The organism is Paenibacillus sp. FSL H8-0261 (genome assembly GCF_045040645.1).
Taxonomy (GTDB): Bacteria; Bacillota; Bacilli; order Paenibacillales; family Paenibacillaceae; genus Paenibacillus_AQ.
On record NZ_CP150297.1, the window covers coordinates 2,080,135 to 2,102,514 of the forward strand.

Consider the following 22,380-nt stretch of genomic DNA (forward strand, 5'->3'; position numbering starts at 1 on the left):
TAGTTGGCTTCTGGGGAAATACTGTGATGTGGACCCATTCATCTCACTGATTTTACATTGCGTTAACATTTCTCTCCAACTGTATTTACACTAAAAGCTTATCATGGAGATCGAAGATGATGAGAAGGAGACGTAAACACTAATGAAATCCATCATTGACATAGAGAATCTTGATCTCTACTATGAGTCGTTCCACGCACTGAAGAATGTGAATCTGCAAATCCCGGAGAAACAGGTTACCGCTTTTATTGGACCTTCCGGTTGCGGGAAATCCACGTTGCTTCGCACATTGAATCGTATGAATGATATGATTCCTGGCACACGTATAGAAGGAACTGTAAACATCGGTGGCAAAAATATTTATAGTGATGAGGTAGAGGTGGAAAGCCTGCGTAAGCAGGTCGGTATGGTGTTTCAACAGCCGAATCCTTTTCCTAAGTCGATTTACGACAATGTAGCTTACGGTCCCCGTTTACACGGCATCCGTTCCAAAAGTGAACTGGATGAGATCGTAGAAAAAAGCTTGCGTCACTCCGCCCTATGGGAGGAAGTGAAAGATTTTCTGAAGAAATCTGCCCTTAGCTTGTCTGGTGGACAGCAGCAGCGGCTTTGTATTGCTAGAGCGTTAGCGGTACAGCCTGATATTCTGCTAATGGATGAGGCAACCTCTGCGCTCGATCCTGTATCCACTCTCAAGATAGAAGAGCTTGTTCAGGAACTAAGAAGTGAGTATACCATTGTTATGGTAACTCATAACATGCATCAGGCCGCACGTGTATCCGGTCGAACCGTGTTTTTCTTAAATGGTGTAATTGTAGAGGCGGCGGACACAGAGGTGCTTTTCTCGAACCCTAAAGATTCCCGCACTGAAGATTATATTTCCGGACGTTTCGGCTAATCAGATTTAAAAGGGTGTTCGTCCCTGGAAATGGCAAGCTGACCATACGTTAATGAGGAGGATCGCTCTTATTATGATTCGCAGAAAAGAATTTGATAAAGACTTGGAAGAGCTGCGCAGTCTGCTGCAGCAGATGGGTGAGCATGTTAAGGATGCTCTTGAAGGTGCAATTAATGCATTACAAAATCTAGATACAACGCTCGCACAGGAAGTCGTTGAAGCGGATTTACAGCTGAATGCCATGGAAGATAAAATCATGGAAATTGGCTCACGCTTAATTATTACGCAGCAGCCCGTAGCTAAGGATTTGCGCCGCATTATCGTTGCCTTCAAAATATCAAGCGATTTGGAACGCATGGGGGATCTGGCGATTGATGTAGCTAAGGCGACCATGCGTCTTCAAGGCCAACAGTTGATTAAGCCCCTTGTAGACATTCCTCGTATGGCTGAAATCGTGACAATTATGATCGATGAGGCGATCCAGTCTTACCTGGATGAGAACACTGATCTGGCTTATAAAATGGCACAGGATGATGATCAGGTCGATCAATTGTATGGTGCGATGATCAATGAGTTATATTCTTATATGGTAACAAAGCCGGAGACAGTATCCCAAGCTATGTTATTGACACTGGTAGGCCGTTATATCGAACGGATTGGCGATCACGCTACTAACATTGGTGAAAGCGTAGTTTACCTAGTTACCGGTAGTCGTCCAGATTTGAATGAATAGTTTTGATTCAAAAGATGTTTGGTACTTGTCGTAACTGCGGAGAATGTTTGGACTTCCGGCCGCTGTTGTCTCCAGATTTCTTGATTTTATACCGCTTTTTATGGTTGAAATCCGGAGACAAAGGCGGGCGCTTCGCTCCTACAGTTCCAAACTTCTCCTCCATTACTATCGTACCTTCACATCTTTTGTGTTTTTAGGTAAATGAAAGTAGCCGTCCTTTTATAAGGGCGGCTACTTGTTGTATTACCCCATATTAGCTCTTAATGTTACTAACATTTCAGCTAATCCCATTGTTTAAGTTGGTATAGCCGTTTCTACTTGGACAGGCCATATGTTAAGATGTAAGAAGTAAGCATGAAAAAGGCGAGGTGCACTATGGACAAGTTGATACTTATAGATGGAAATAATATTATTTACCGCGCATTTTTCGCGATGCCTCCGCTAACGAATACAGCAGGGCAACAGACGAACGCGGTTTACGGTTTCACAACGATGCTGCTCCGTTTAATTGAAGAACACAAGCCGACACATATGATTGTTGCTTTCGATGCAGGGAAAGTCACATTTCGGCATGAAGGTTATGAGGATTATAAAGGCGGTCGGCAAAAGACACCTCCCGAGCTCTCCGAGCAGTTTCCACTGCTGAAAGATTTGCTCAGAAATCTGGGTGTACCGCAGTTTGAAATTGGCAATTATGAGGCCGATGATATTATTGGAACCATTTCTCGCCAAGCAGATGAAGCAGGCCGGAAGGTTATGATCGTGTCGGGAGACAAGGATATGCTTCAATTGGCTTCCGAACATACGACCGTTGCGTTGATCCGCAAAGGAGTTACTGAGGTTGAGCTTTATGGACCAGAACAAATTCGAGAGAAATATGATTTAACACCCGAGCAGATCATCGACCTTAAGGGACTGATGGGTGATGCGAGTGATAACATTCCGGGCGTTCCGGGTGTTGGTGAGAAAACAGCGCTCAAGCTGTTGCATCAATTTGGATCGGTTGAAGGTGTATTAGCAGGAACCGGTGAGCTTAAAGGTAAAATGAAAGAAAAGCTGGAAGCTCACGCGGAAGACGCTGTCATGAGTAAGAAACTGGCAACCATCTATCGTGAAGTGCCTCTTGAGCATTCGTGGGAAGATATGATCTTTAACGGAATTTCAGCGGATACAGCAGGACCCGCTCTCGCAAAATTAGAATTCAAATCACTTCTGGAAAGGTTGTCACTTAGTGCCTATGCTCCAGTAGCTGATGGAGAAGAGGGTGCAGCGGAAGTAGAAGCTGCTACACTCGATATTTCGATCGTGAGTGAAGATGAACTTGAGGCGCTAAGTGAAGCGTTGCCTAGTATTTCAGCGCTGCATGTGGAATCCAATGGGGATAATCCGCATCGTGCCGAGGTGATCGGGGTAGGGCTATCTACTCTGGAGCGACATTATTATGTGCCGTTTGAATTACTGCTGAAACCAGCAGCTGCGAAGCTACGCGACTGGTTAGGAGATGAGAAGGCTCCGAAGAGCGGATATGATCTTCACCGTGCTGATTTGGCACTGCATTGGCAGGGGATTGCTTTTGCAGGTGCAGCCCATGATGTGCAGCTGGCGGCTTATTTGCTGGATCCGACGGAAGCTAATCAGAACCTAAACGATCTCGCTACGAAATACGGCTTGCCAAGATTGTCACCTGATGAAGATGTATTTGGTAAAGGCGCCAAATATAAGATTCCTGAGCTTGAAATCTTAGGAAATCATGTCGCACGTAAGAGTGCTGCGGTACTTGGCATCGCCCAGAAACAACAGCAGGAATTGATCGAAACGGCGATGACCGGACTGTTCGAGGATCTCGAAATGCCATTATCACGTATTCTTGCGGATATGGAGAAACAGGGGATTGCAGTCAACGAAGGGGATCTTAAAGAATTAGGAAAAGAATTCGAAGCTCAGATTTCCAAGCTGGTCACCGAAATTTATGAAATTTGTGGCACAGAGTTTAATTTGAATTCACCTAAGCAGTTGGGCGAGATCTTATTTGTAAAACTGGGTCTTCCTGTCGTCAAGAAGACGAAGACCGGATATTCAACAGACGCAGAGGTGCTGGAAAAGTTAGCACCGTATCACGATGTGGTACGTTTGATTCTACAATATCGCACGATTGCTAAATTGCAATCCACCTATGTAGAGGGGCTGCTCAAGGAAATTTCCCCGAAAACAGGGAAGGTGCATACATTCTATCGGCAGACGATTGCTGCGACAGGACGGCTTAGCAGCCAATTTCCGAACCTGCAGAACATTCCAATCCGCTTAGAAGAAGGACGTAAAATCCGTAAAGTGTTTGTTCCATCCGAACCGGGCTGGTCCATTCTGGCGGCGGACTATTCGCAGATTGAACTACGGGTACTTGCGCACATCTCCGGTGATGAGCGGATGAAGGAAGCTTTTCTCCATGATATGGATATTCACACGAAGACAGCGATGGATGTATTTGGAGTTACCGCCGATCAGGTTGATAGCAATATGCGTCGTGCTGCTAAAGCCGTTAACTTTGGTATCGTGTACGGAATCAGTGATTATGGTCTGTCGCAGAACTTGAATATTCCTCGCAAAGAAGCCGCTCAATTTATTGAGCAGTATTTCGAGGTATACCAAGGTGTACGCCGATATATGGATGATATCGTAGTTGATGCAAGGAAACATGGTTATGTAACCACGCTGCTGGAACGCCGTCGTTACTTGCCTGAGATTAATGCGAAGAACTTTAATCTACGTTCTTTTGCGGAACGTACAGCAATGAACACACCTATACAAGGAACTGCCGCTGATATTATTAAGCTGGCGATGGTGCATATGGACAAGGCGCTATTTGAGCGTGGGCTAAAGAGCCGTATGTTGCTTCAGGTACACGATGAGCTTGTATTCGAGGTGCCAGAGGATGAAATGGAGCTCATGAAGACGCTTTTGCCGGAAGTAATGGGTGGAGCATTGCAGTTATCGGTGCCGCTTAAAGCAGAGGTAAGTTTTGGCAGCAACTGGTACGAAGCGAAATAGGCTCCCTTTAAGGTGTGCATATCAGCTATAATGTAGTTGAGGTGAAGACATCATGCCGGAATTACCGGAAGTAGAGACAGTCAAGAGAACACTGAATGATTTAGTTAATGGAAAGCAGATAGAGAGTGTAACCGTCCGGTTGGCCCGGATTATTCAGCGGCCGGATGATATTCAGGCTTTTGCCAACCTGCTCGCAGGTCATAGCATTGTTAATGTTGAACGAAGAGGGAAATTTTTGCGTATCGTGTTAGACGGTCTGGTGCTGGTATCTCATTTACGGATGGAGGGCCGTTACGGACTTTTTTCGAACGAAGATCCACTGGACAAGCATACGCATGTGATATTCCATTTTACCGATGGCACTGAGCTGCGTTACACGGATGTTCGTCAGTTTGGTACAATGCATCTTTTTCAGATTGGTGAAGACCTCCAACTGCCTCCTCTTAATAAGCTAGGACAGGAGCCGCTGGAGCCATCCTTTACGCCGGAGAAGTTTAAGCAGATTGTATCAGGCAAAAGCACAAAAATTAAATCGCTGCTGCTGAATCAGGAATATATCGTCGGCATAGGTAATATTTATGTAGATGAGTCGTTACATCGTGCAGGGATACATCCTGAAGTCAGCGCCAAAGATCTTTCGGATGAGCAACTTGATCAGCTGCATCACGCTATTGTCAGTACGCTGACGGAAGCGGTAAACGCTGGTGGTTCGTCTGTAAAATCATATGTGAATGGTCAAGGTGAGAGCGGCACTTATCAGCAGCAACTGTTGATTTACGGTCGTAAAGATCAGCCGTGTAACCACTGTGGAACGATGATTGAGAAAACGGTTGTAGGTGGCCGCGGCACGCATTATTGTCCAAGCTGTCAGCGTAAGGTTGAAAACTGAAGAAGTAATTAGGTTGGCACCCACTACTTGTCCCGCCCATATACTGTGTGAAGAATGCTTAATAGAGAACGGAAGCTGAATGAAGTGTATTCTTCAGTGTTCCGGTTCTTCACAGGAGGGATTGCGGGTGCTCAGCCCATTTTTTTCACTAATATTACTAGCTTTTGCTTTGAGTTTGGATGGTTTTGGCGTTGGTATTACATATGGACTGCGTAAAATGAAAATACCATTGCTCTCCATTCTGATTATCTCGCTTTGTTCGGGGGTAGTTATCTGTGTATCTATGCAAGTGGGCGTTCTGCTTGCCAAGGTAGTGTCTCCACATGCAGCTTCTGAGGTTGGCGCTGTTATACTCGTGCTAATGGGGTGCTGGTCGCTCGTCCAGATGTTAATGCAGAAAGAGAAGGAACAGACAGGTGAGCGTAAAGTAGGTAGTGAAGAAAATGTGCTATCCACAGAAGCTCGGGCAGAGGTAGCTGTTGATACTGAAGATGTTGTAGAACAGGTTACCATGGCTCTTGAGCAGGCAAAGTCGGCTGTCTTTTCCCTTGAGTTACGACGATTGGGGATTGTTGTACAGATCTTGCGTACTCCGTCTTCTGCAGATATGGATGATTCCGGGAGTATTTCTTCGATGGAGGCTATGCTGCTCGGGATTGCCCTCTCTCTAGATGCTTTTGGAGCTGGACTTGGCGCAGCATTGCTGGGGTTCAATCCGATATGGACATCACTTACAATTGCTCTGTTTAGTGGTACATTTCTATTGCTGGGCATGAAGACTGGATTAAGATTCGCCGGGAACTACTGGATGAAGCATGCTGCTGCACTACCCGCGTTATTATTAATTACAATGGGAATACTGAAGCTATTATGAGGTGAGTACATGATTATTGGCTTAACCGGAGGCATTGCATCCGGAAAAAGCACGGTGTCCGCACTGCTTGTGAGCAAGGGAGCGAGGCTGGTTGACGCGGATGTGATCGCCAGAGAAGTTATGCTCCCCGGTCATGAGGTGCTGGCTGCGGCTGTGAAACAATTCGGAAGCGAGATCCTCTCTTCGGATGGCACACTGAATAGGGGAAAGCTGGGGGACATTGTATTTCAAGACCCGGCGGCCCTGCAAGCCCTGAACAATCTGACGCATCCCGCAATCCGGCGGGAGATTAAAGAACGTATGAACAGCATGGAGGAAGAAGATCCAAAGAAGTTAACAATTGTGGATATCCCTCTTCTTTTCGAATCAGGACTCGAGAACATGTTCCATGAAATACTGGTGGTCTACGTGCCTCGTGAAGTGCAAATCGCTCGATTAATGGAACGTAACGGACTTTCTATAGAACAAGCAGAAGCACGCTTAAATGCACAGATGGATATTGAAGCGAAGCGTAACAAAGCGGACTATATCATTGACAACAGTGGCGAACTTGCGCACACTGAGCAACAGGTTGCTGTTCTTTGGGACAGGCTGGGCTTATCATGAAATGGTTACGTAAAAAAAGAGTCCTTCTTCTGTTATTCATTGGTTTTACTGCGATATTGTTTCTGAGTACGAACTGGATGTCCTGGTTTTATCCGATCCATTATAAAGATGAGATCCGTAAGCACAGCGTTACGTACGATATTGACCCATTTCTAGTGGCTTCGATTATCCGAGTGGAAACGAACTTCAAAACTGGACGAGAATCCAGAAAAGGTGCTATAGGTTTAATGCAGCTTATGCCGGATACCGCCAAATGGGCCCTTGAAAAGGCCAAGCTTCCTGATGTTTCTATGGAGGAGCTAAAGCATGAACCATCAGCAAATATTGAACTAGGTACCTGGTATCTTTCAACATTATCCCGTCAATTCGAAGGTAAACGTACAGCGGTTATCGCTGCATATAATGCTGGACCGGGTAAAGTTCAAAAATGGCTGGATGAGGGGATCTGGGATGGAACGGATGCTACGATTAAGGATATTCCGTTTGGTGAAACCCGCCATTATGTACAGCGCGTCAACTATTACTATGATCAGTACACGGATATTTACAACGAATTCTAAAACCGTGTTATGTATAAAAAGAAGCATTAAACGATCTTGCGATCGTTTAATACTTCTTCAGTAAGCTTATGTGGACAGGTTATTTGTATTGACCTGCCAATTGTTGTTCTGCCAGGGTTACAAGACGTTTAGTGATGTAACCACCGATCGAACCATTTTCATAAGAAGTTTTATTGCCTTGGTAACCATCTGGGGAAAGCGTGATTCCGAGTTCTTGGGCAACTTCATATTTAAGTTGTTCCAAAGCACCACGGGAATTTGGAGCTACAAGGTTATTGGAGCTGTTGTTTTGGCTCATTGCTGTTCACCTCCTCTGTTGGTAACTGTATTATGTGCCGGACTTGCCATAATCATTACAATAAAAAAACGGTGATTTCTGGAAAAAATGAAATAGCCCTTTAAAAGCCGGATGTTTAACATACCGGGACTAAAAACATTATGTAATAGGAAGTGATGAAGCTTATGAAATGCCCTTACTGTGATCACACAAATACTAAAGTGCTCGACTCGCGACCAGCGAATGAGAATAAGTCCATCCGCCGCAGGCGTGAATGTGAGCGTTGCAGCAAACGGTTTACAACCTTTGAAATGATCGAGGAAACACCGTTAATCGTGATCAAAAAAGACGGCAGCCGTGAGGAATTCAGCCGTGATAAAATTCTACGTGGTTTAATCCGGGCTTGCGAGAAACGCCCCGTTTCTGTAGAACGTCTAGAGAAGATCGTCTCTGAGGTGGAGAAATCCCTACGCGGCATCGCCGTAGCTGAGGTAGAGAGCCAACAGATCGGTGAATTGGTTATGGAGCAGCTCTATCCAGTAGATGAAGTCGCCTATGTTCGCTTTGCATCCGTATACCGCCAGTTCAAGGATATTAACATGTTTATGAAGGAACTGAAGGGTCTGCTATCTAAGAGCACTGGGGATCTGGACAGATTGTAGGGTTGTGGCTAGTCTAATGACTAAAAAAAGTGTTGACAGCGAAGGCGATTTTTTATATTATATAGGAGTCGCCTACGGCGCTTGGATTTGTCAGAATGACTTAAATACACCGAACTAAATTTTAGAATGTGTGATTTCATACATCTGAAAATTACGTTTGGGGCCATAGCTCAGCTGGGAGAGCGCATCGCTGGCAGCGATGAGGTCAGGGGTTCGATCCCCCTTGGCTCCACCAAACTTCATATGGACTCTTAGCTCAGTTGGTAGAGCAGTAGACTCTTAATCTATTTGTCCAGGGTTCGAGCCCCTGAGAGTCCATCCTAAAGAAACGGCAGAAATGCCGTTTCTTTTGTTGTTCAGGAAGCGGAGTGACTTTTTATTTGGTTTTGATCGTAGTATAGTTTGGGTAGATAAATCGTACAATGCAAAGAGAGCCGTGCGGAAACACGGCTCCCAGTGCAATAGCCGCTTTTAAGGGCGGCTGCTTTCAGGTATTACGGGCAGAAATAGACCGCATCCTTTGGACTAGGGCGGTCTATTTCTTTTCGAGGTAATTCAGAAGCTCAATGCTAAAAAGGTAGAACAAGTTGAAATGCAGGCTCTCCAGACCTATATTCCTGTTTGGCGCGAGGTATTTAAGAAAGCTTCTACTGCTAAAAAGAAAATGATGCTTAGTACGATCATTGAGTGTGTTAGGGTTTACCGAGATTCAGTAGAACTGACGTTAAAATTGAACATTAGCTCGTTTTTAGCGACTTCAAGTGTAAGTAGTCTAAAAGGTAATGATTATGATTTGAAGGCTGGCAAGCAAGTGCATGGCATTCATTATGGAAATCAGTTTTCAGGCATTTTCCAGCCTAATTCATCATCCCACACTGCATCGATATCATCCAGGTGAACATGCCATTCACCACCGTCTACTTTTCTACGTATCTCGGTCAAACATTTCAACCAATGAAATAAATCGTTCAGCAAATCTTCAATCTGATCCGTCATGGACAGCTTGGTAGCGCCAGCGAAGATCTCCGTTGATCTGGACGAATCGAATTTGTACACTGTGAAAGACTCCGCCCGGTCTTTCCCTTCAAAATCCTGATCATAACGTTGGACAATGGCTGTGATTGCTTGTTGTTCGCTTTCTGTTAGGACGTATTCCCTCGTGCATGTGTAATAAATAGAAACACTGATAAGTCATTCCCCCCAAACATAGAAATGGATGCGATATCCAGTTCCTGATTATTACCCTCCAAAAGTCGAAAGCAAACTAGGCCAAACCTGCATTCTGGCGCCGCATGAAGGACAATTCATTTCCCCGGCCAAATACGGCAATTGGTTCAAAAAAGAGGAATCGCCCAGCTGATCGGCTCGCTCCGCCAGTATTTGATGTTCCGCTTCAACGAATGCCTCAACGGGAGTAACCTCATGTGCTGCCTGAAGGGGTTCGAATACCGGATCTTCCGCGAATGCTTGTATACGACCGCCTTCTCCGCTCGGCCACAAGTAAGCCTCTTGATTACATGCTCCGCAAACGGCCACATATTCGTCGCCAGCCGTAAAATTCAGAAACATGTTTGCCACGCTCTGGGATTCCCGATAAGCCGCGTCTGCAATGAGAACATATCTTTTTTCGGTATCGCTGCTTATTTCTTGTTTGGCGTAGGCCAACATCTCTGGAACCAGCGAAGCAAGCTCCGCTATCGCTTTTAAGTAAGATTGGTACATCTCCGCGCAAACCTCGTTTCCCGCTTCAGGAGCGAGTTCGTTCCAATCCGAGGGATACGGCTCAGATCTTGTTTTGTCATGACACGACTCGATAATCCCGCAAGTGATGTAGATTTCATGGCGCACTTCCATATTTTTTGATGCGAGAGCAAGTTTGGCCAGATAAGGTACTGCCGCGTAAGTGACAGTATAGATCGTATTTTGGTGATATAAGTGCTCCTGGAATAGCTCGTCGAAAACTTCTTTATCGAAATCAAGCATCAGACGCTCCAACAGTTCAGGTACCATTTCGCCCGACTCGTAAGGACCGACTAGCTTGCCCCACAGTTCGCTGTTTAATTGTAACAAGAGGAATCACTCCCATTCCTATTCAAGTGGATACATTTTCTATATTATCCTATAAGATCGGCGGGTCCTGAATAGGGCAACGGATATACTCCCCCTCGAGAATAGGGCTTAAAGCCTAGGACGATTCCCCTTAATTCCACATCAAATGCCAAGATTTGTTCATGGGTCTAGTCGTTTTAGACTCCCATGACGGGTAGATGGAGAATGTGCAGGGCGTAGCGTATCCCCCTAGGCTCTATTTCCATAACATGAAGAAAAGCCAATTCTATTGAAATGGCTTTTTTCTTTTTCACTACTCTTCGAAAGGATCACGATTTTGTACTATTAATTAGCATGAGATATGACAGAAATGTTGGCATGCTTGATTCACCATAGAAGGCCGAATGTCCACATTTGTATATGTATTGTAAAGACAAGTATATCGATGAAACGAATGCCCCTACTTATAATAAAATTGCTGCAGCAGTTGAGCATGGAGGGTCATGCGGTAAGCTGGAGTAAAATTCGAGCTAATAAACAACGGGGGGGATCTTAGTGCGTTTACGGTATAGGAATATTTTTTTAGTGTTTTTTGTTACCGCTTTCATTTTAGTTGCCGTTTCATCGGAGAAGTCCGACGCCGCAACAGGTAATCTGGCTTTAGGAAAGACGGCTTATTCGTCGTCGAACGAAGTAGACTTTTTCGGGCCTGAGAAAGCGGTCGACGGTGGCAATCGGGATGCAAGCCGCTGGTCTTCGGAAAGAACGGATGACCAGTGGTTCTACGTTGATCTGGGCGAGCCTGTAGAAATTGGAAGAGTAATCATCAACTGGCAGACTCCGGCGGAACAATATCAAGTTCTTGTGTCTGACGATGCGGTAACCTGGAGGAACGTATTCGCGGACAACCGCGTGCTCGTCGCCCGCGGACCAGTCGAGGATACGATCGATTTTGAGCCGACACTGGCGCAATACGTTAAGTTCCAAGGAGTAACGCGACGTCCAATTGAGGATATCTATTACGGATACTCCTTCTGGGAATTCGAGGTATACAAGGGCAAACCGCTGTTGCCGCCTATGATGGATGCGGTCAAAAACAGCATCGTCGTCTCCGAGGGAGACACTCAGCTGAACCTGCCCGCTGTACCGGATGGTTATACGCTGACGCTGGTGAACACGGACAGCTTGCCGGTGATCGACGAGCAGGGCAATATTCATGCGCCGCTTGTGGATACTCAGGTTCAGCTGCTGCTGCAAATCGAGAGCGACAGCGATCCGACATATCTGTTAGCGGATAATGCGTTAGTCACCGTACCCGGTCTCTACGAGCAGACGAGCGATCGGAACCCGGAGCCGCGAGTCATTCCTTCTTTGCGTGAGTGGCTGGGCACAACCGGCGAGTTCCGCTTGACGGATAAATCCAATATCGTCATTCGCGCGGAGGATGAAGCGGCTCTGCAGGGGACGGCCAATATTTTGCGGAAGGACTTGCTTGATTTAACGAAGCTTCCGCTGACGGTTACGGTTGGTTCACCTCAAGAGGGAGACATCTATTTGGTGCTGGATGCCGCGCAAACGGGATTGGGGATAGAGGGCTATGAGCTGAATATTGGCGAATATACTTCCGTCGCTGGCTCCGATCAGACGGGGGTCATGTTCGGCACAAAAACGATCCTTCAACTGCTCGGCCACGATGCCGATCATAAGACGATGCCCAAGGGGCAATCGCGCGATTATCCGAAATACGCGGATCGAGGCTTCATGCTCGATGTGGGCCGCAAGTTTTATACGATCGAATTTTTGCGGGATTATGTGAAGTTGATGTCCTACTATAAGATGAACCGGTTCCAGATTCATCTGAACGATGATGTCGGCGATGTCGGTTACTTCCGTCTGGAGAGCGAGAAATTCCCGGGAGTGACGAGCAAGGACGGCTTCTATACGAAGCAGCAATTCAGAGACCTGCAGCTGCTTGGGATGGAATACGGCGTAAACGTCGTGCCGGAAATCGATACACCGGGCCATTCCGGCGCGTTCATCGCTTACGACCCTAGGTTGGGCAGCAACAATCAGCTGGATATCAATCGTCCGGAGACGCTCGACTTCATTAAAGAACTCTTTGACGAGTATCTCGACGGCAGCAATCCGACCTTCGTCGGCCCGGACGTGCACGTCGGCACGGATGAATATTTCGGCGACGACAAGGAGGCGTTCCGCAGGTACGCGGATATGCTCCTTAACCACATTAACAGCAAAGGCAAGCGCGCTCGTCTGTGGGGCAGTCTGTCCGCATATGACGGCACGACGCCAGTCAGCAACAATGCGACGATGGACATCTGGTATGAGCCGTACGGAAGTGTCTTGCAGGCCATTAAGCTTGGCTACGACGTTGTCAATACCAACACGAACTTGCTCTATATCGTTCCGCAACTGTACCGCAGCTATTTGAATTACGATTTTATTTACAATGAGTGGGAGCCTAACGATTGGCTGGAGACGAAGCTTCCTTATGGGCACCCGCAGGTAAAAGGCGGCATGTTCGCGCTCTGGAACGACGTGTCTGTAGAGAAGGGCGTCTCCATGGCGGACTCGCATCAGCGTATCTTGCCTTCCATGCAAGTGTTGGCGGAGAAGCTGTGGAGAGGCAACCGCGTCGACCGGAACTTTGCAAGCTTCCAGGCGGATGCCGCAAAGTACGTGGACCCGCCGGGTGTTCATCAGTCGCACAAGCTTCAAGTCGACAATGAGCGCAATATCGTTCTCGATTATACTTTCGACGAGGGCTTCGCGGATCGTTCGGGCAACGGCTTTGACGGCAACGCGGTGAATGCAGGCACGGAGAAGGGAATCTTCGGGCAAGCAGTAAGGCTCAAAGGCGGAGCCAGCTACGTGGAAACGCCGCTTCGCACGCTCGGTTTCGGATGGACGATGTCCATGTGGATCAAACCGGACGCTGACAACCCGCAAGGAGCTGTGCTGCTGGAATCTCCGGATGGACAGCTGAAATATAACATCGGGGGCAGCGGCAAACTGGCCATCACGAAAGAAAACTACGTCAGCGAATTCAATTATAAGTTGCCGACCGACCGCTGGACCCATGTCATTATGATCGGCGACGACACGGGGACCTCCATCTTCATTAACGGCAGTGAGTATACGGCTACTCTAAAAGACGGCTCCAAGTTGGAAACGTTCGTATTGCCAGTAGCCAAAATAGGCAGTGAAACGAATGCTTTTAAAGGCTTGATTGACGAACTCATCGTAAGGAACATCTACGTGGACCTGCATGGAAATCTGGCTTTGCATAAGCAAGCCGAATCCTCGCTGCCGGAATCCTCGTCCTACACGGCGGACAAAGCGGTGGACGGCAGAGGGGACACCAGATGGTCCAGCAATTGGGTGGACGATACCTGGTTCATGGTGGATCTGGGTGAAGTGAAGAACATTGATGCTGTATCTATTTTGTGGCAAACGGCTTACGGTTCGAAGTACCGCATTCTCGTGTCCGAGGACAAGGAGAACTGGACGAATGTCGTGAAAGACAACAACGGCGAGATTAACGGCAAGCCGGGACGCGTCCTGACTACCTTCCAAAGCACGCCGGCCAGATACGTGAAGTTTGAAGGCGTATCCAGAGCTACCATGTTCGGCTATTCCTTTGAGGAATTTGAAGTGTACGGCGAGGAATATAAGCTCGGCAATATACGGCCGATTATCGACCTGTTGACGGCTATCGAGGCCTACAAGCTCGTGGAGGACAATTATTCTCCTGAGGGCTGGGCACAGCTTCAACAGGCGATGGTACAAGCGACTGCGGCGATTCAAACCGCCCAGCTGACTCGTCCTGAGGCCGAGCAGGCGTATGCCGGGCTGAGCGTTGCGCGCGATCGTCTAACGATCGAAGACGTAATGGGTCTGATCGAGCTTAATGTGAATGAAAGCATTGCCGCGAATCTCTATCTACCGCAGAAAGGACAGCTCGGCACGCGTATCGTCTGGAGCAGCTCGAAGCCCGACTATCTGAATGCCAACGGACAATTGTTGCAACGTCCGTCAGGCAGCGACATGGAGGTCGTGCTGACCGCGACGATCAGCAAGGGAGATGCATCCGCGAAAAAAACGTTCAAGATCAAAATCAAAGCGTTGCCTAGCTCTGGTGGCGGAGGATGGGTTCCGACTCCAATAACTCCAGATCCGGAAGAAGGCCAAAACGGCGGTTCGAATCCGGGAGGCGGAGATCCAGGCAATGGCAATGAGAACGGCAAAGGCAATGGCGGGGAGTCTGGCGGATCGACAACGGTTCGACTGAACGATATTGCGAGTCATTGGGCAAAAGCGTCCATCAAACGGGCCGTCGAGCTTGGATTCGTAGCGGGCTATACCGACGAGACGTTCAAGCCGAATAAGACGGTCAGCAGGGACGAATTCGTCGTCATGTTGGTCAAAGCGTTGAAGCTGCAAGGTACGAACAGTTCGCTGGACTTCGCGGACGCAAGCTCAATTCAAGCTTGGGCGAATCCTTATATTGCGCAAGCCTTGGAATCCGGCCTGATCAACGGCTATGCGGATGGGACCTTCCGTCCGAAGGCTTCGATTAGCCGAGCAGAACTGGCAGCAATGATTGTTCGCAGCTTGGGCCTGAAGACTTCGGAAGGGCATGGGCTCTCTTATGCGGACGCGGATCAAATCCCGGATTGGGCGAAGCCGTATGTGGCAGCAGCCCAGGAGGCGGGAGTAATGAACGGTCGGGGGGACAACCGGTTTGCCCCGGCCGCCTCGGCGACGCGTGCTGAAGCTGTGGTCGTCATTCTGAACATGCTTGATGCGCTTGCAGAATTGCAAGCGCAGGAGCAGAACTAATTATGTATAGAAAGAGAGCGTGAGCTTAAGTGAAAACTAGACGAAGTTTGACTGCTTTGCTGCTTGTCCCGGTCATGCTGTTCTCGTTGATATCCTCCGTGTATGCGGAGGAGCCGGGCGGAGAGAGTGCCAGCTTTTATAATTTGGTTCAAGGGAAAACGTACACATGGTTGGATCAGCCGGAGGACACTTTCCCGGATGACGGGACGAAGCTGACGGACGGCAATGCCGTAGACACATCCCGTGACAGCGGCAACTGGGTGGGCCACCGCTACAAGAAATCCCGTTCGGTTGTGTTTGATCTAGGCGAGCAAAAAACGATCAAGGACGTGAGCGCGCGTTTCTTGCAAGATTGGCCGAACAACGAAACGCTTGTACCGCTCACCGTTTCATTCTACGCGTCTGACGATGGGGTGAACTGGGGCGTATTGTCTCATAATGCGACTAAATTGTTATGGGGCGATCAGACCAACACCGAGACGTATAAATGGGACGGCAGCCCAGAGAACGGAGTCGTCAAGCGTGGCGATTATACCGAAGGATTGGTTTACGCTCAGTATGTGAAAGTGGTGTTCTCCGTGCATCCGAGGGCGTGGACTATGATCGACGAGGTGACGATAACCGGCGCGGAAGGCTTGATCGACGGAGCCCAGCCAGTGCAGCCCGAACCTTATGGTCTCCAGCAACCTGGGGAGGCTACTGGCGGGATTGAAAATTTGGGCTTGCTGTATAACGGGCATTACCCGGATGGTACAGGAACCTGGACGAAGGAACGGGTTATCCCTAATATCAGCTATGTGAACAAGCAGGGAGAGCCTGTCGATTGGCTGTTCGACGGCGTGCTGTATCTGGGTTTGACGTCGGAAAACGGTAGAGGCTTCGGCGCGGTTGAAGCGGCCGGCAAAGCCAGAAGAGTGGAATGGGAATGGTATTTGAATAAAACGTTTAACGCCGGCGGCGATATGAGCGCGCTGAACGAGGCGACGGCCGAGGTAGGCGCGAAGCTTGGCGAGCCTGACCGTAAGACGAAGGTTGTTATGATGATACCCGATCCGGGCGAATATCAGTCCGATTTTGGCAGCATTAACGATGAAAATCTGGACTTCAACCTAAGTGTGGTCGGTAATGCCGCATCGCTGAACAACCGGGCCAAAGCGATTCAGTGGTGGACCGATGAAGTGCAAGCAAGATGGGCGGCTGCGGGCTACTCGAATCTGGAGCTCGTCGGCATGTATTGGCTGGAGGAACAAATAAGCACACATTCGACTGGCCCGGAGATGGTCAAGAAAGCGAGCGACATCGTTCATAACGCTGACCTGAAGCTGTTCTGGATCCCTCATTCTTTGGCTTATAAGAAATTCATGTGGAAGGATGTCGGCATCGATGCCGTATCTCTGCAGCCGAACTATTTCTTCGAGAAAATGGAGTTCTCGCGTCTGGAAGATACAGCGGATATGGCGAAACGGTACGGCATGTCGCTGGAGCTGGAGTTCGATGACCGGATGATCAATGACGCCGTCTTCCGCGAGCGGTTCATCGATTACTTGAACAGCGGCGTGGATACAGGGCTAATGCAGCAAGGGTATAGAGCGTACTATCAAGGCAACAACGCCATTTTCAGCGCGGCGAAAAGCGAGGATCCTGCTACCCGCGTCCTCTACGATTGGCTGTACCAATTCGTGAAGGGCACTTATCAGAAGCAAGACGACGCTGCGCCTGATGTTGTAGCGCTCATGAACGGGGAGCCGATCTCGGAGCATACGATTGTGCCTGAAACGACACAGGCCGCCTTCACCTGGGCCATTCCGGGAGATGATGACAGCGGTATCGTCAAAGTAACGGCCAAGTATGACGGCAAACCTTATACGCAAGGAACTATAGTAGATCTGACGGGCAAGCCGGGCAAGCATGTGCTGGAGCTGACGGTGGCGGCTGCCAAATCCAAGACGGTTAAGTTCGTAATAGAAGCTCGTTTGGGCGCTGAAGGTCTATTGGCTCTTGTTGATAAATACGCGGACAACAAGCAGCTTAGCAATGCCGATACGGTACGCACTATGCGCAACGCTCTGATTATGATGGAGCGTACGCAAGAGAGCGATCCTGAGGAAGCCATAGGCTATTTGCTGGCATTCAATGCGAAGCTGGAAGGGGCTAAAGGCCTTGAATTTGTAACGGAAGGCGCTTATACGGCCCTGAAGGAAGGCGTGTATTACGAGATTGGCAGCATCGCACAAGACAAAGAAGCAGAGGCATCCTCGACGGAAGCCGCAGGTCTAGAGGCTTCTAAGGCGCTGGATGGCGCACCGGGTACGCGCTGGGCGAGCCAAGTGCGCGATACGGCTTGGTTCCAGATCGATCTGGACAGCAAGCAAACCTTCGATACGGTCCGCATCGATTGGGAATATGCGCGCGCGGACCAATACCGTCTGAGCGTCTCGGATGATAAGCAGACGTGGGAGCCCTTGAAAGTCGGCAACAATGGCGTGGTTAAAGCGTCCGACGGCAAGAATACGCTGGTATTCCCGGCAACGACGGCGAGATACATCAAGTTTGAGGGACTGAATCGGGCAACGTTCTACGGTTATTCCTTCTATGAATTCGGCGTGTACAATCTTTCCCAGCGGCAAGAGCTGAAGACACTGGACGGCATACAAACCGCCATGGACGCCTCCACGAAGAAAGTTACGATCAATGGGTTAGTCATGAACGGCAAGAAAGAACATTTGTATGTCAAAGTGCTTGACCCAAAAGGCAACATTCAATATACCGGCCAGACGGGCACTGAGGATGACGGAAGCTTCCGCATCGCCTTTACGTTGACCGGAGAAGAGCAAGGACTGTATACGGTCGAGCTAGAAACGGATGACATGACGACTCCAGCGAAGGCCGCCTTCGAATATCGCAAGCCGCCTTCCACTGGCGGAGGCAATGGGGGCAGCATTGGAGGCGGTTCGGCGCAAGATCCGTATACGTTGCAAACGTACGGTTCAGTCAAAGCCGTGCTTGTCCCGACATTGAAAGGCAATCAGGCTGTGGCTTCGGTCGGAGCAGCGGATCTGAATGCCGCGATTCTCAAGGCAACAGCCGACAGCAACGGCAACAAGCATATTCGTCTTGAATTGAAGCTGTCGAACGCAGCTGGCAGCTATGCTTTGGAGCTTCCCGCAGCTAATCTGACGAACCAGTCTAATCTGATTCTGCATATCTCCACGCCGTATGCCCAGCTTGCATTGACTGGCGACATGCTGGCTGGAGTCAAGGAGAATGCCGGAAAGCTGCTCGTTATCGTAAGCGACCATGCAGGCGAGTATCGCGGCAACGAAGCGGCTGGCCGGATCGGCAACAGGCCAATCGTTGAAGTTGCATTGCAACTGGACGGTGAAGCTCTGTCTTGGAATAATGCGAAGGCACCGATTTCCATTGCGATTCCGTATTCGCTTCAAGCGGGCGAGCAAGCTGCTGATCTGCAAGCTTTCGAGCTGACGGGCGACAGCGCGGCGGCAATTGATGGCACGTCTTATGACAAAGACAAGGGCGTACTGCGATTCTCCATCGACCAAGTCGGCGTCTATGCTGTCGGCGGCAAGAAACCAGTTGCGTTCACTGACCTTGGCAAGTATGAATGGGCGCGCGAGGCAATAGAGAAGCTGGCCGAAAGAGGCATCGTCAAAGGCACTTCGATCGAAAATGGCACTTTCAGCCCCGCAAATCAAGTAACGCGAGCTGAATTTATCCTTATGCTGGTGAACATGTTTGACCTGCGCGCCGAGATTACCTCGACGTTCACCGATGTGAAACCGAATGATTATTACTACGATGCGGTATCCATCGTCAAGCAATTGGGAATCGTTTCGGGAGTGAACGAAGTTAACTTTGCTCCTCGTGACTCAATCAGCCGCCAGGACGCTATGGTTATGCTAACCCGAGCGCTTCAAACGACGGGGGCAATCAAGCCGTCCGCATCCGGTTTAACACTTGAGGGCTTCCGTGATGCGAGCCAGATTGCGCCATATGCTGCGGACAGCGTGGCAACTCTGTTCGAGCATGGGCTGGTTACGGGCTCGGGCGGCTATATGAAGCCGAAGAGTACGACCAGCAGAGCGGAAGCGGCGACGTTCTTGTATCGCGTTCTTCAATTAATCGAGGGGCAGCAGCAGGAGTAGACGCGGAAACAATTGATTAAAGCACATTCCGATTAGTGCGGCAACGCGACCGGAATGTGCTTTTTCGACGATACAGAATAAAACTTCCTGAATGGACGGATGAAGCCGGTAAGCCGTCCCGCGCTTCCGCGATGAACTGCGGGCGCGTGATGGCGCCTCCGACCCCCCACGTAAGCCGCCCCGGCGTGGCCGACGCCGCTTCCTCGGGTGTCCTGATGCGCCTTCCGCGACGAACGGTAACGCACAGCGCTTCGCTCATCCACCGGACGAGCTCCAGGTCGGGGCCTTCGGACCGAGGGCCATGCGGCGTATAGCCGGATAACGTCGTCCCGACGAAATCCATAGAATGGATTTCGAGTTGTCTTTTTTTGGAAAATTTTTAATTGCCTCGGGGTGTCTTTGGTAGTGAAACCAACAACGGCGGGAGAGCGCATCGCTGGCAGCGATGAGGTCAGGGATTCGATCCCCCTTGGCTCCACCAAACATCATATGGACTCTTAGCTCAGTTGGTAGAGCAGTAGATTCTTAATCTATTTGTCCAGGGTTCGAGCCCCTGAGAGTCCATCCTAAAGAAACGGCAGAAATGCCGTTTTTTTTGTTTTGTGGAGAGTGGAGTGGCTTTTTATTAGGTTTCTTTCATGGAATAGTTTGGAGAGAAAAAATGTGCAATGCAAGCGAGCCGTGTGGAAACACGACTGCCGGTGCAATAGCCGCTTTTCGAAGGATCAAACAGGAAATAGACTGTATTCCTTTGCGAGAGGGCGGTCTTTTTTTTTTGTGCTGAGGTAAGATCCGGTGCTCTCTCCCGGTACATCGACGACCTCAAGACCAGGCAATGCTTCATCAAGTCAACAATAGACTCTAGTCGGGACGAGCGACTTAGGTTAATATGAAAGCGCAAACATGTTTTCTGGAAGTCTTGAAAGCTACAATTTAGCAACAGAGCATAAAGGTAATCTGAACGGAGGATAAGATGGAAAACTGGTTGGGTAAATCGTTAAAGCAGAAGTTGAGTTTGTTGATTATTATTTCGGTATTGGTACCGGTGTTGTCTCTGGGACTGTTCTCCTATTATATTGCTGAAAGCTTAACGGAAGAGAAAGCGAAAAGTTCAGGCATGAACACGCTTCGGCAAATTGGGGCCTATTTGGAAAATATGGTGAGCGATGTTGAGAATCTATCACTATTCCTCATCGGCCACCCTGATGTCCAAAGCTATTTGAAAACACCGGAACACGATTTGCTAAAGCAAACCTCGATCGTTAATTTACTTACAACATTATCGATTTCCAAACCATATATCGCCAATGTCATGATCGAATCGAATGAAGATAATAAGCCGTCGGTTTCCTTCAGATCCGTCCTCGAATCAGAATGGGCCGATATTCAGAGCGAATATCCCAGTTATTATGAGAAATATCCTAAATGGTGGTCTCCGGTACATCACTTCGTTACATCGGACGGCAAAGAGGATGTCATTACGATGTCGCGGCCGATTCGCAGCACATCAAAATATTACGATATCGGCATGCTTAAAATTAGCTTGACGCAATCGGTTATCTCTAGCCATTTAAAGCAAGCTGGACTAGAGGGTGAAGGCGTCGCCCTGCTGTTGGACGAACAAAATCGGATATTGGCTGGGCCGGAAGGGTATTCGACTAACAAGAACTTGAACGATTATTTTCCCGGAATAGTTGAATTCAAGGGTAAGTCGGGCTCGTTCGATTACCGAGAAGCGGAGGAGCGGAGTACAGTATTATACTATCAGATGCCGAATGTTAACTGGAGGCTCGTAGGCATCATTCCGGCAAAAGCTTACAGAGCGCAGAACCAGTATTTTTTAACGTTAACTGCAATTGCAGTCAGCATTTCCATGCTTTTTGTCATCGCTTTTGTACTTGTACTTATTCAAAAGGTGACGAAACCGTTGTCAGCATTAACGAATTTTCTTAGAAATTCCAGCCCGGACGAACCGCTGCCGACGCTGCCCGTCACATCGATCGATGAGGTTGGACAACTGATTATTAGCTATAATCGGATGAGCTCGCGAATTATTAATTTAACCGATGAGGTGAAGCTGAGCGAAGCGTTGAAGAAGGAAGCGGATATGTCGGCGCTTCAAGCGCAGATCAATCCGCATTTTCTATACAATACGTTATCGTCAGTCCACTGGATGGCACTAATGAAGGGAGACGAAAAAATTGCAGATATGGTCGGCTCATTGAGTGATTTTCTTCGTTTCAGCTTAAATAAAGGACAGGAATATTGTGCAATCAGCCAAGAAATTTTGCATGTAGATCATTATGTGAAGATCCAGTCCATTCGATATCCAGATAAATTTGATTACGAGGCGAATATTCCGGCGGAGCTGCTCGATATGAGAATGCTGAAGCTGCTGCTTCAGCCGCTAATTGAAAATGCGATGATTCATGGCATTTTGAAAAGAGAGGGTAAAGGAAGCATTATCGTTAAAGCGGCGTCAGCGGGAGAGCGTATAACCTTTATTGTTCAAGATGACGGTGTAGGCATGAGCAGGGAAAGATTGGAGCTGTTGAGGGAGAAGGTAAGCGCAAACTTAGGCATTGATCCGCTGAAGAATAATGACTCGGCAGGCAGCAGCTACGGATTGCGCAACGTTCATAATCGGCTGCAGCTTCATTATGGGCATGAAGCCGGTTTACGGATCGAAAGCGTAGAAGGAAGCGGCACTAAAGTTAGTTTTACGATTATACCGCTCCAATCAGAAATCAAATAGGCTACAACC

Annotated in this window: 15 protein-coding genes and 3 tRNA genes; 14 read left to right on the forward strand and 4 right to left on the reverse strand. The window is 48.5% G+C overall.

The genetic code is table 11. The features are described 5' to 3' along the window. Positions 1 to 142 precede the first annotated feature (142 nt). The 7 genes from pstB (at position 143) to MHI27_RS09065 (ending at position 7,605) form a co-directional block, all read left to right on the forward strand. Positions 143 to 898 carry a phosphate ABC transporter ATP-binding protein PstB gene (gene pstB / locus MHI27_RS09035; RefSeq protein ID WP_042186541.1) on the forward strand — a complete coding sequence of 252 codons (756 nt, stop codon included), beginning with the start codon at positions 143 to 145 and terminating at the stop codon, positions 896 to 898. 73 nt (positions 899 to 971) lie between these two features. Then, entirely contained in the window at positions 972 to 1,631 is a 660-nt protein-coding gene (gene phoU, locus MHI27_RS09040; RefSeq protein ID WP_042186547.1) for a phosphate signaling complex protein PhoU, read from the forward strand. A gap of 375 nt (positions 1,632 to 2,006) precedes the next feature. Beyond that, a complete protein-coding gene (gene polA, locus MHI27_RS09045) occupies positions 2,007 to 4,676 on the forward strand; it encodes a DNA polymerase I (RefSeq protein WP_405176064.1) in 2,670 nt (889 codons plus the stop codon). A 52-nt stretch (positions 4,677 to 4,728) separates the two neighbouring features. Then, a complete protein-coding gene (mutM, locus tag MHI27_RS09050) occupies positions 4,729 to 5,565 on the forward strand; it encodes a DNA-formamidopyrimidine glycosylase (protein WP_405176065.1) in 837 nt (278 codons plus the stop codon). Between the two features lie 127 nt (positions 5,566 to 5,692). Continuing rightward, positions 5,693 to 6,439, forward strand: coding sequence for an MntP/YtaF family protein (locus tag MHI27_RS09055; protein ID WP_405176066.1), 747 nt, complete (start codon positions 5,693 to 5,695; stop codon positions 6,437 to 6,439). A gap of 9 nt (positions 6,440 to 6,448) precedes the next feature. Then, positions 6,449 to 7,045: a dephospho-CoA kinase gene (coaE, locus tag MHI27_RS09060; RefSeq protein ID WP_076300911.1), complete on the forward strand. Its 597-nt coding sequence runs from the start codon at positions 6,449 to 6,451 to the stop codon at positions 7,043 to 7,045. Beyond that, a complete protein-coding gene (locus tag MHI27_RS09065; protein WP_076283312.1) occupies positions 7,042 to 7,605 on the forward strand; it encodes a lytic transglycosylase domain-containing protein in 564 nt (187 codons plus the stop codon). Before coaE ends, MHI27_RS09065 begins: the two co-directional genes overlap by 4 nt. Positions 7,606 to 7,684: 79 nt before the next feature. Here the strand turns inward: MHI27_RS09065 and MHI27_RS09070 are convergent, their stop codons facing one another. Next, positions 7,685 to 7,903: an alpha/beta-type small acid-soluble spore protein gene (locus tag MHI27_RS09070; RefSeq protein ID WP_042126012.1), complete on the reverse strand. Its 219-nt coding sequence runs from the start codon at positions 7,901 to 7,903 to the stop codon at positions 7,685 to 7,687. 164 nt (positions 7,904 to 8,067) lie between these two features. On the opposite strand from MHI27_RS09070, the gene nrdR reads away from it, so the two are divergent. The 3 genes from nrdR to MHI27_RS09085 all read left to right on the forward strand — a co-directional run bounded on the left by nrdR (position 8,068) and on the right by MHI27_RS09085 (position 8,862). After that, a complete protein-coding gene (gene nrdR / locus MHI27_RS09075) occupies positions 8,068 to 8,544 on the forward strand; it encodes a transcriptional regulator NrdR (protein WP_042126015.1) in 477 nt (158 codons plus the stop codon). A 159-nt stretch (positions 8,545 to 8,703) separates the two neighbouring features. Then, positions 8,704 to 8,779: transfer RNA gene (locus tag MHI27_RS09080), tRNA-Ala, on the forward strand. A gap of 10 nt (positions 8,780 to 8,789) precedes the next feature. Continuing rightward, positions 8,790 to 8,862 (forward strand) — tRNA-Lys (locus MHI27_RS09085). A gap of 516 nt (positions 8,863 to 9,378) precedes the next feature. Here the strand turns inward: MHI27_RS09085 and MHI27_RS09090 are convergent. Both MHI27_RS09090 and MHI27_RS09095 read right to left on the reverse strand, forming a co-directional pair. After that, positions 9,379 to 9,600 carry a hypothetical protein gene (locus tag MHI27_RS09090; RefSeq protein WP_231573411.1) on the reverse strand — a complete coding sequence of 74 codons (222 nt, stop codon included), beginning with the start codon at positions 9,598 to 9,600 and terminating at the stop codon, positions 9,379 to 9,381. 183 nt (positions 9,601 to 9,783) lie between these two features. After that, the gene (locus MHI27_RS09095) at positions 9,784 to 10,614 is read right to left on the reverse strand and encodes a hypothetical protein (protein ID WP_405176067.1); all 831 of its coding nucleotides are present in this window, start codon (positions 10,612 to 10,614) and stop codon (positions 9,784 to 9,786) included. Positions 10,615 to 11,148: 534 nt separating this feature from the next. On the opposite strand from MHI27_RS09095, the gene MHI27_RS09100 reads away from it, so the two are divergent. Beyond that, positions 11,149 to 15,453: an S-layer homology domain-containing protein gene (locus MHI27_RS09100; RefSeq protein WP_405176068.1), complete on the forward strand. Its 4,305-nt coding sequence runs from the start codon at positions 11,149 to 11,151 to the stop codon at positions 15,451 to 15,453. A gap of 29 nt (positions 15,454 to 15,482) precedes the next feature. Beyond that, entirely contained in the window at positions 15,483 to 19,616 is a 4,134-nt protein-coding gene (locus MHI27_RS09105; RefSeq protein ID WP_405176069.1) for a DUF4855 domain-containing protein, read from the forward strand. A gap of 16 nt (positions 19,617 to 19,632) precedes the next feature. Here the strand turns inward: MHI27_RS09105 and MHI27_RS09110 are convergent, their stop codons facing one another. Then, a complete protein-coding gene (locus MHI27_RS09110; protein ID WP_405176070.1) occupies positions 19,633 to 19,959 on the reverse strand; it encodes a hypothetical protein in 327 nt (108 codons plus the stop codon). A gap of 148 nt (positions 19,960 to 20,107) precedes the next feature. On the opposite strand from MHI27_RS09110, the gene MHI27_RS09115 reads away from it, so the two are divergent. Both MHI27_RS09115 and MHI27_RS09120 read left to right on the forward strand, forming a co-directional pair. Continuing rightward, positions 20,108 to 20,180: transfer RNA gene (locus MHI27_RS09115), tRNA-Lys, on the forward strand. A gap of 409 nt (positions 20,181 to 20,589) precedes the next feature. Then, complete coding sequence (locus MHI27_RS09120; protein ID WP_076283305.1) at positions 20,590 to 22,371, forward strand: sensor histidine kinase; 1,782 nt, start codon at positions 20,590 to 20,592, stop codon at positions 22,369 to 22,371. Positions 22,372 to 22,380: the final 9 nt, after the last annotated feature.

Excerpts from the sequence above, each read along its gene's own strand:
- pstB (WP_042186541.1), top strand. The coding sequence starts at position 143 with ATGAAATCCATCATTGACATAGAGAATCTTGATCTCTACTATGAGTCG.
- phoU (WP_042186547.1), top strand. The coding sequence starts at position 972 with ATGATTCGCAGAAAAGAATTTGATAAAGACTTGGAAGAGCTGCGCAGT.
- polA (WP_405176064.1), top strand. The coding sequence starts at position 2,007 with ATGGACAAGTTGATACTTATAGATGGAAATAATATTATTTACCGCGCA.
- mutM (WP_405176065.1), top strand. The coding sequence starts at position 4,729 with ATGCCGGAATTACCGGAAGTAGAGACAGTCAAGAGAACACTGAATGAT.
- coaE (WP_076300911.1), top strand. The coding sequence starts at position 6,449 with ATGATTATTGGCTTAACCGGAGGCATTGCATCCGGAAAAAGCACGGTG.
- MHI27_RS09065 (WP_076283312.1), top strand. The coding sequence starts at position 7,042 with ATGAAATGGTTACGTAAAAAAAGAGTCCTTCTTCTGTTATTCATTGGT.
- MHI27_RS09070 (WP_042126012.1), bottom strand. The coding sequence starts at position 7,903 with ATGAGCCAAAACAACAGCTCCAATAACCTTGTAGCTCCAAATTCCCGT.
- nrdR (WP_042126015.1), top strand. The coding sequence starts at position 8,068 with ATGAAATGCCCTTACTGTGATCACACAAATACTAAAGTGCTCGACTCG.
- MHI27_RS09110 (WP_405176070.1), bottom strand. The coding sequence starts at position 19,959 with ATGGATTTCGTCGGGACGACGTTATCCGGCTATACGCCGCATGGCCCT.
- MHI27_RS09120 (WP_076283305.1), top strand. The coding sequence starts at position 20,590 with ATGGAAAACTGGTTGGGTAAATCGTTAAAGCAGAAGTTGAGTTTGTTG.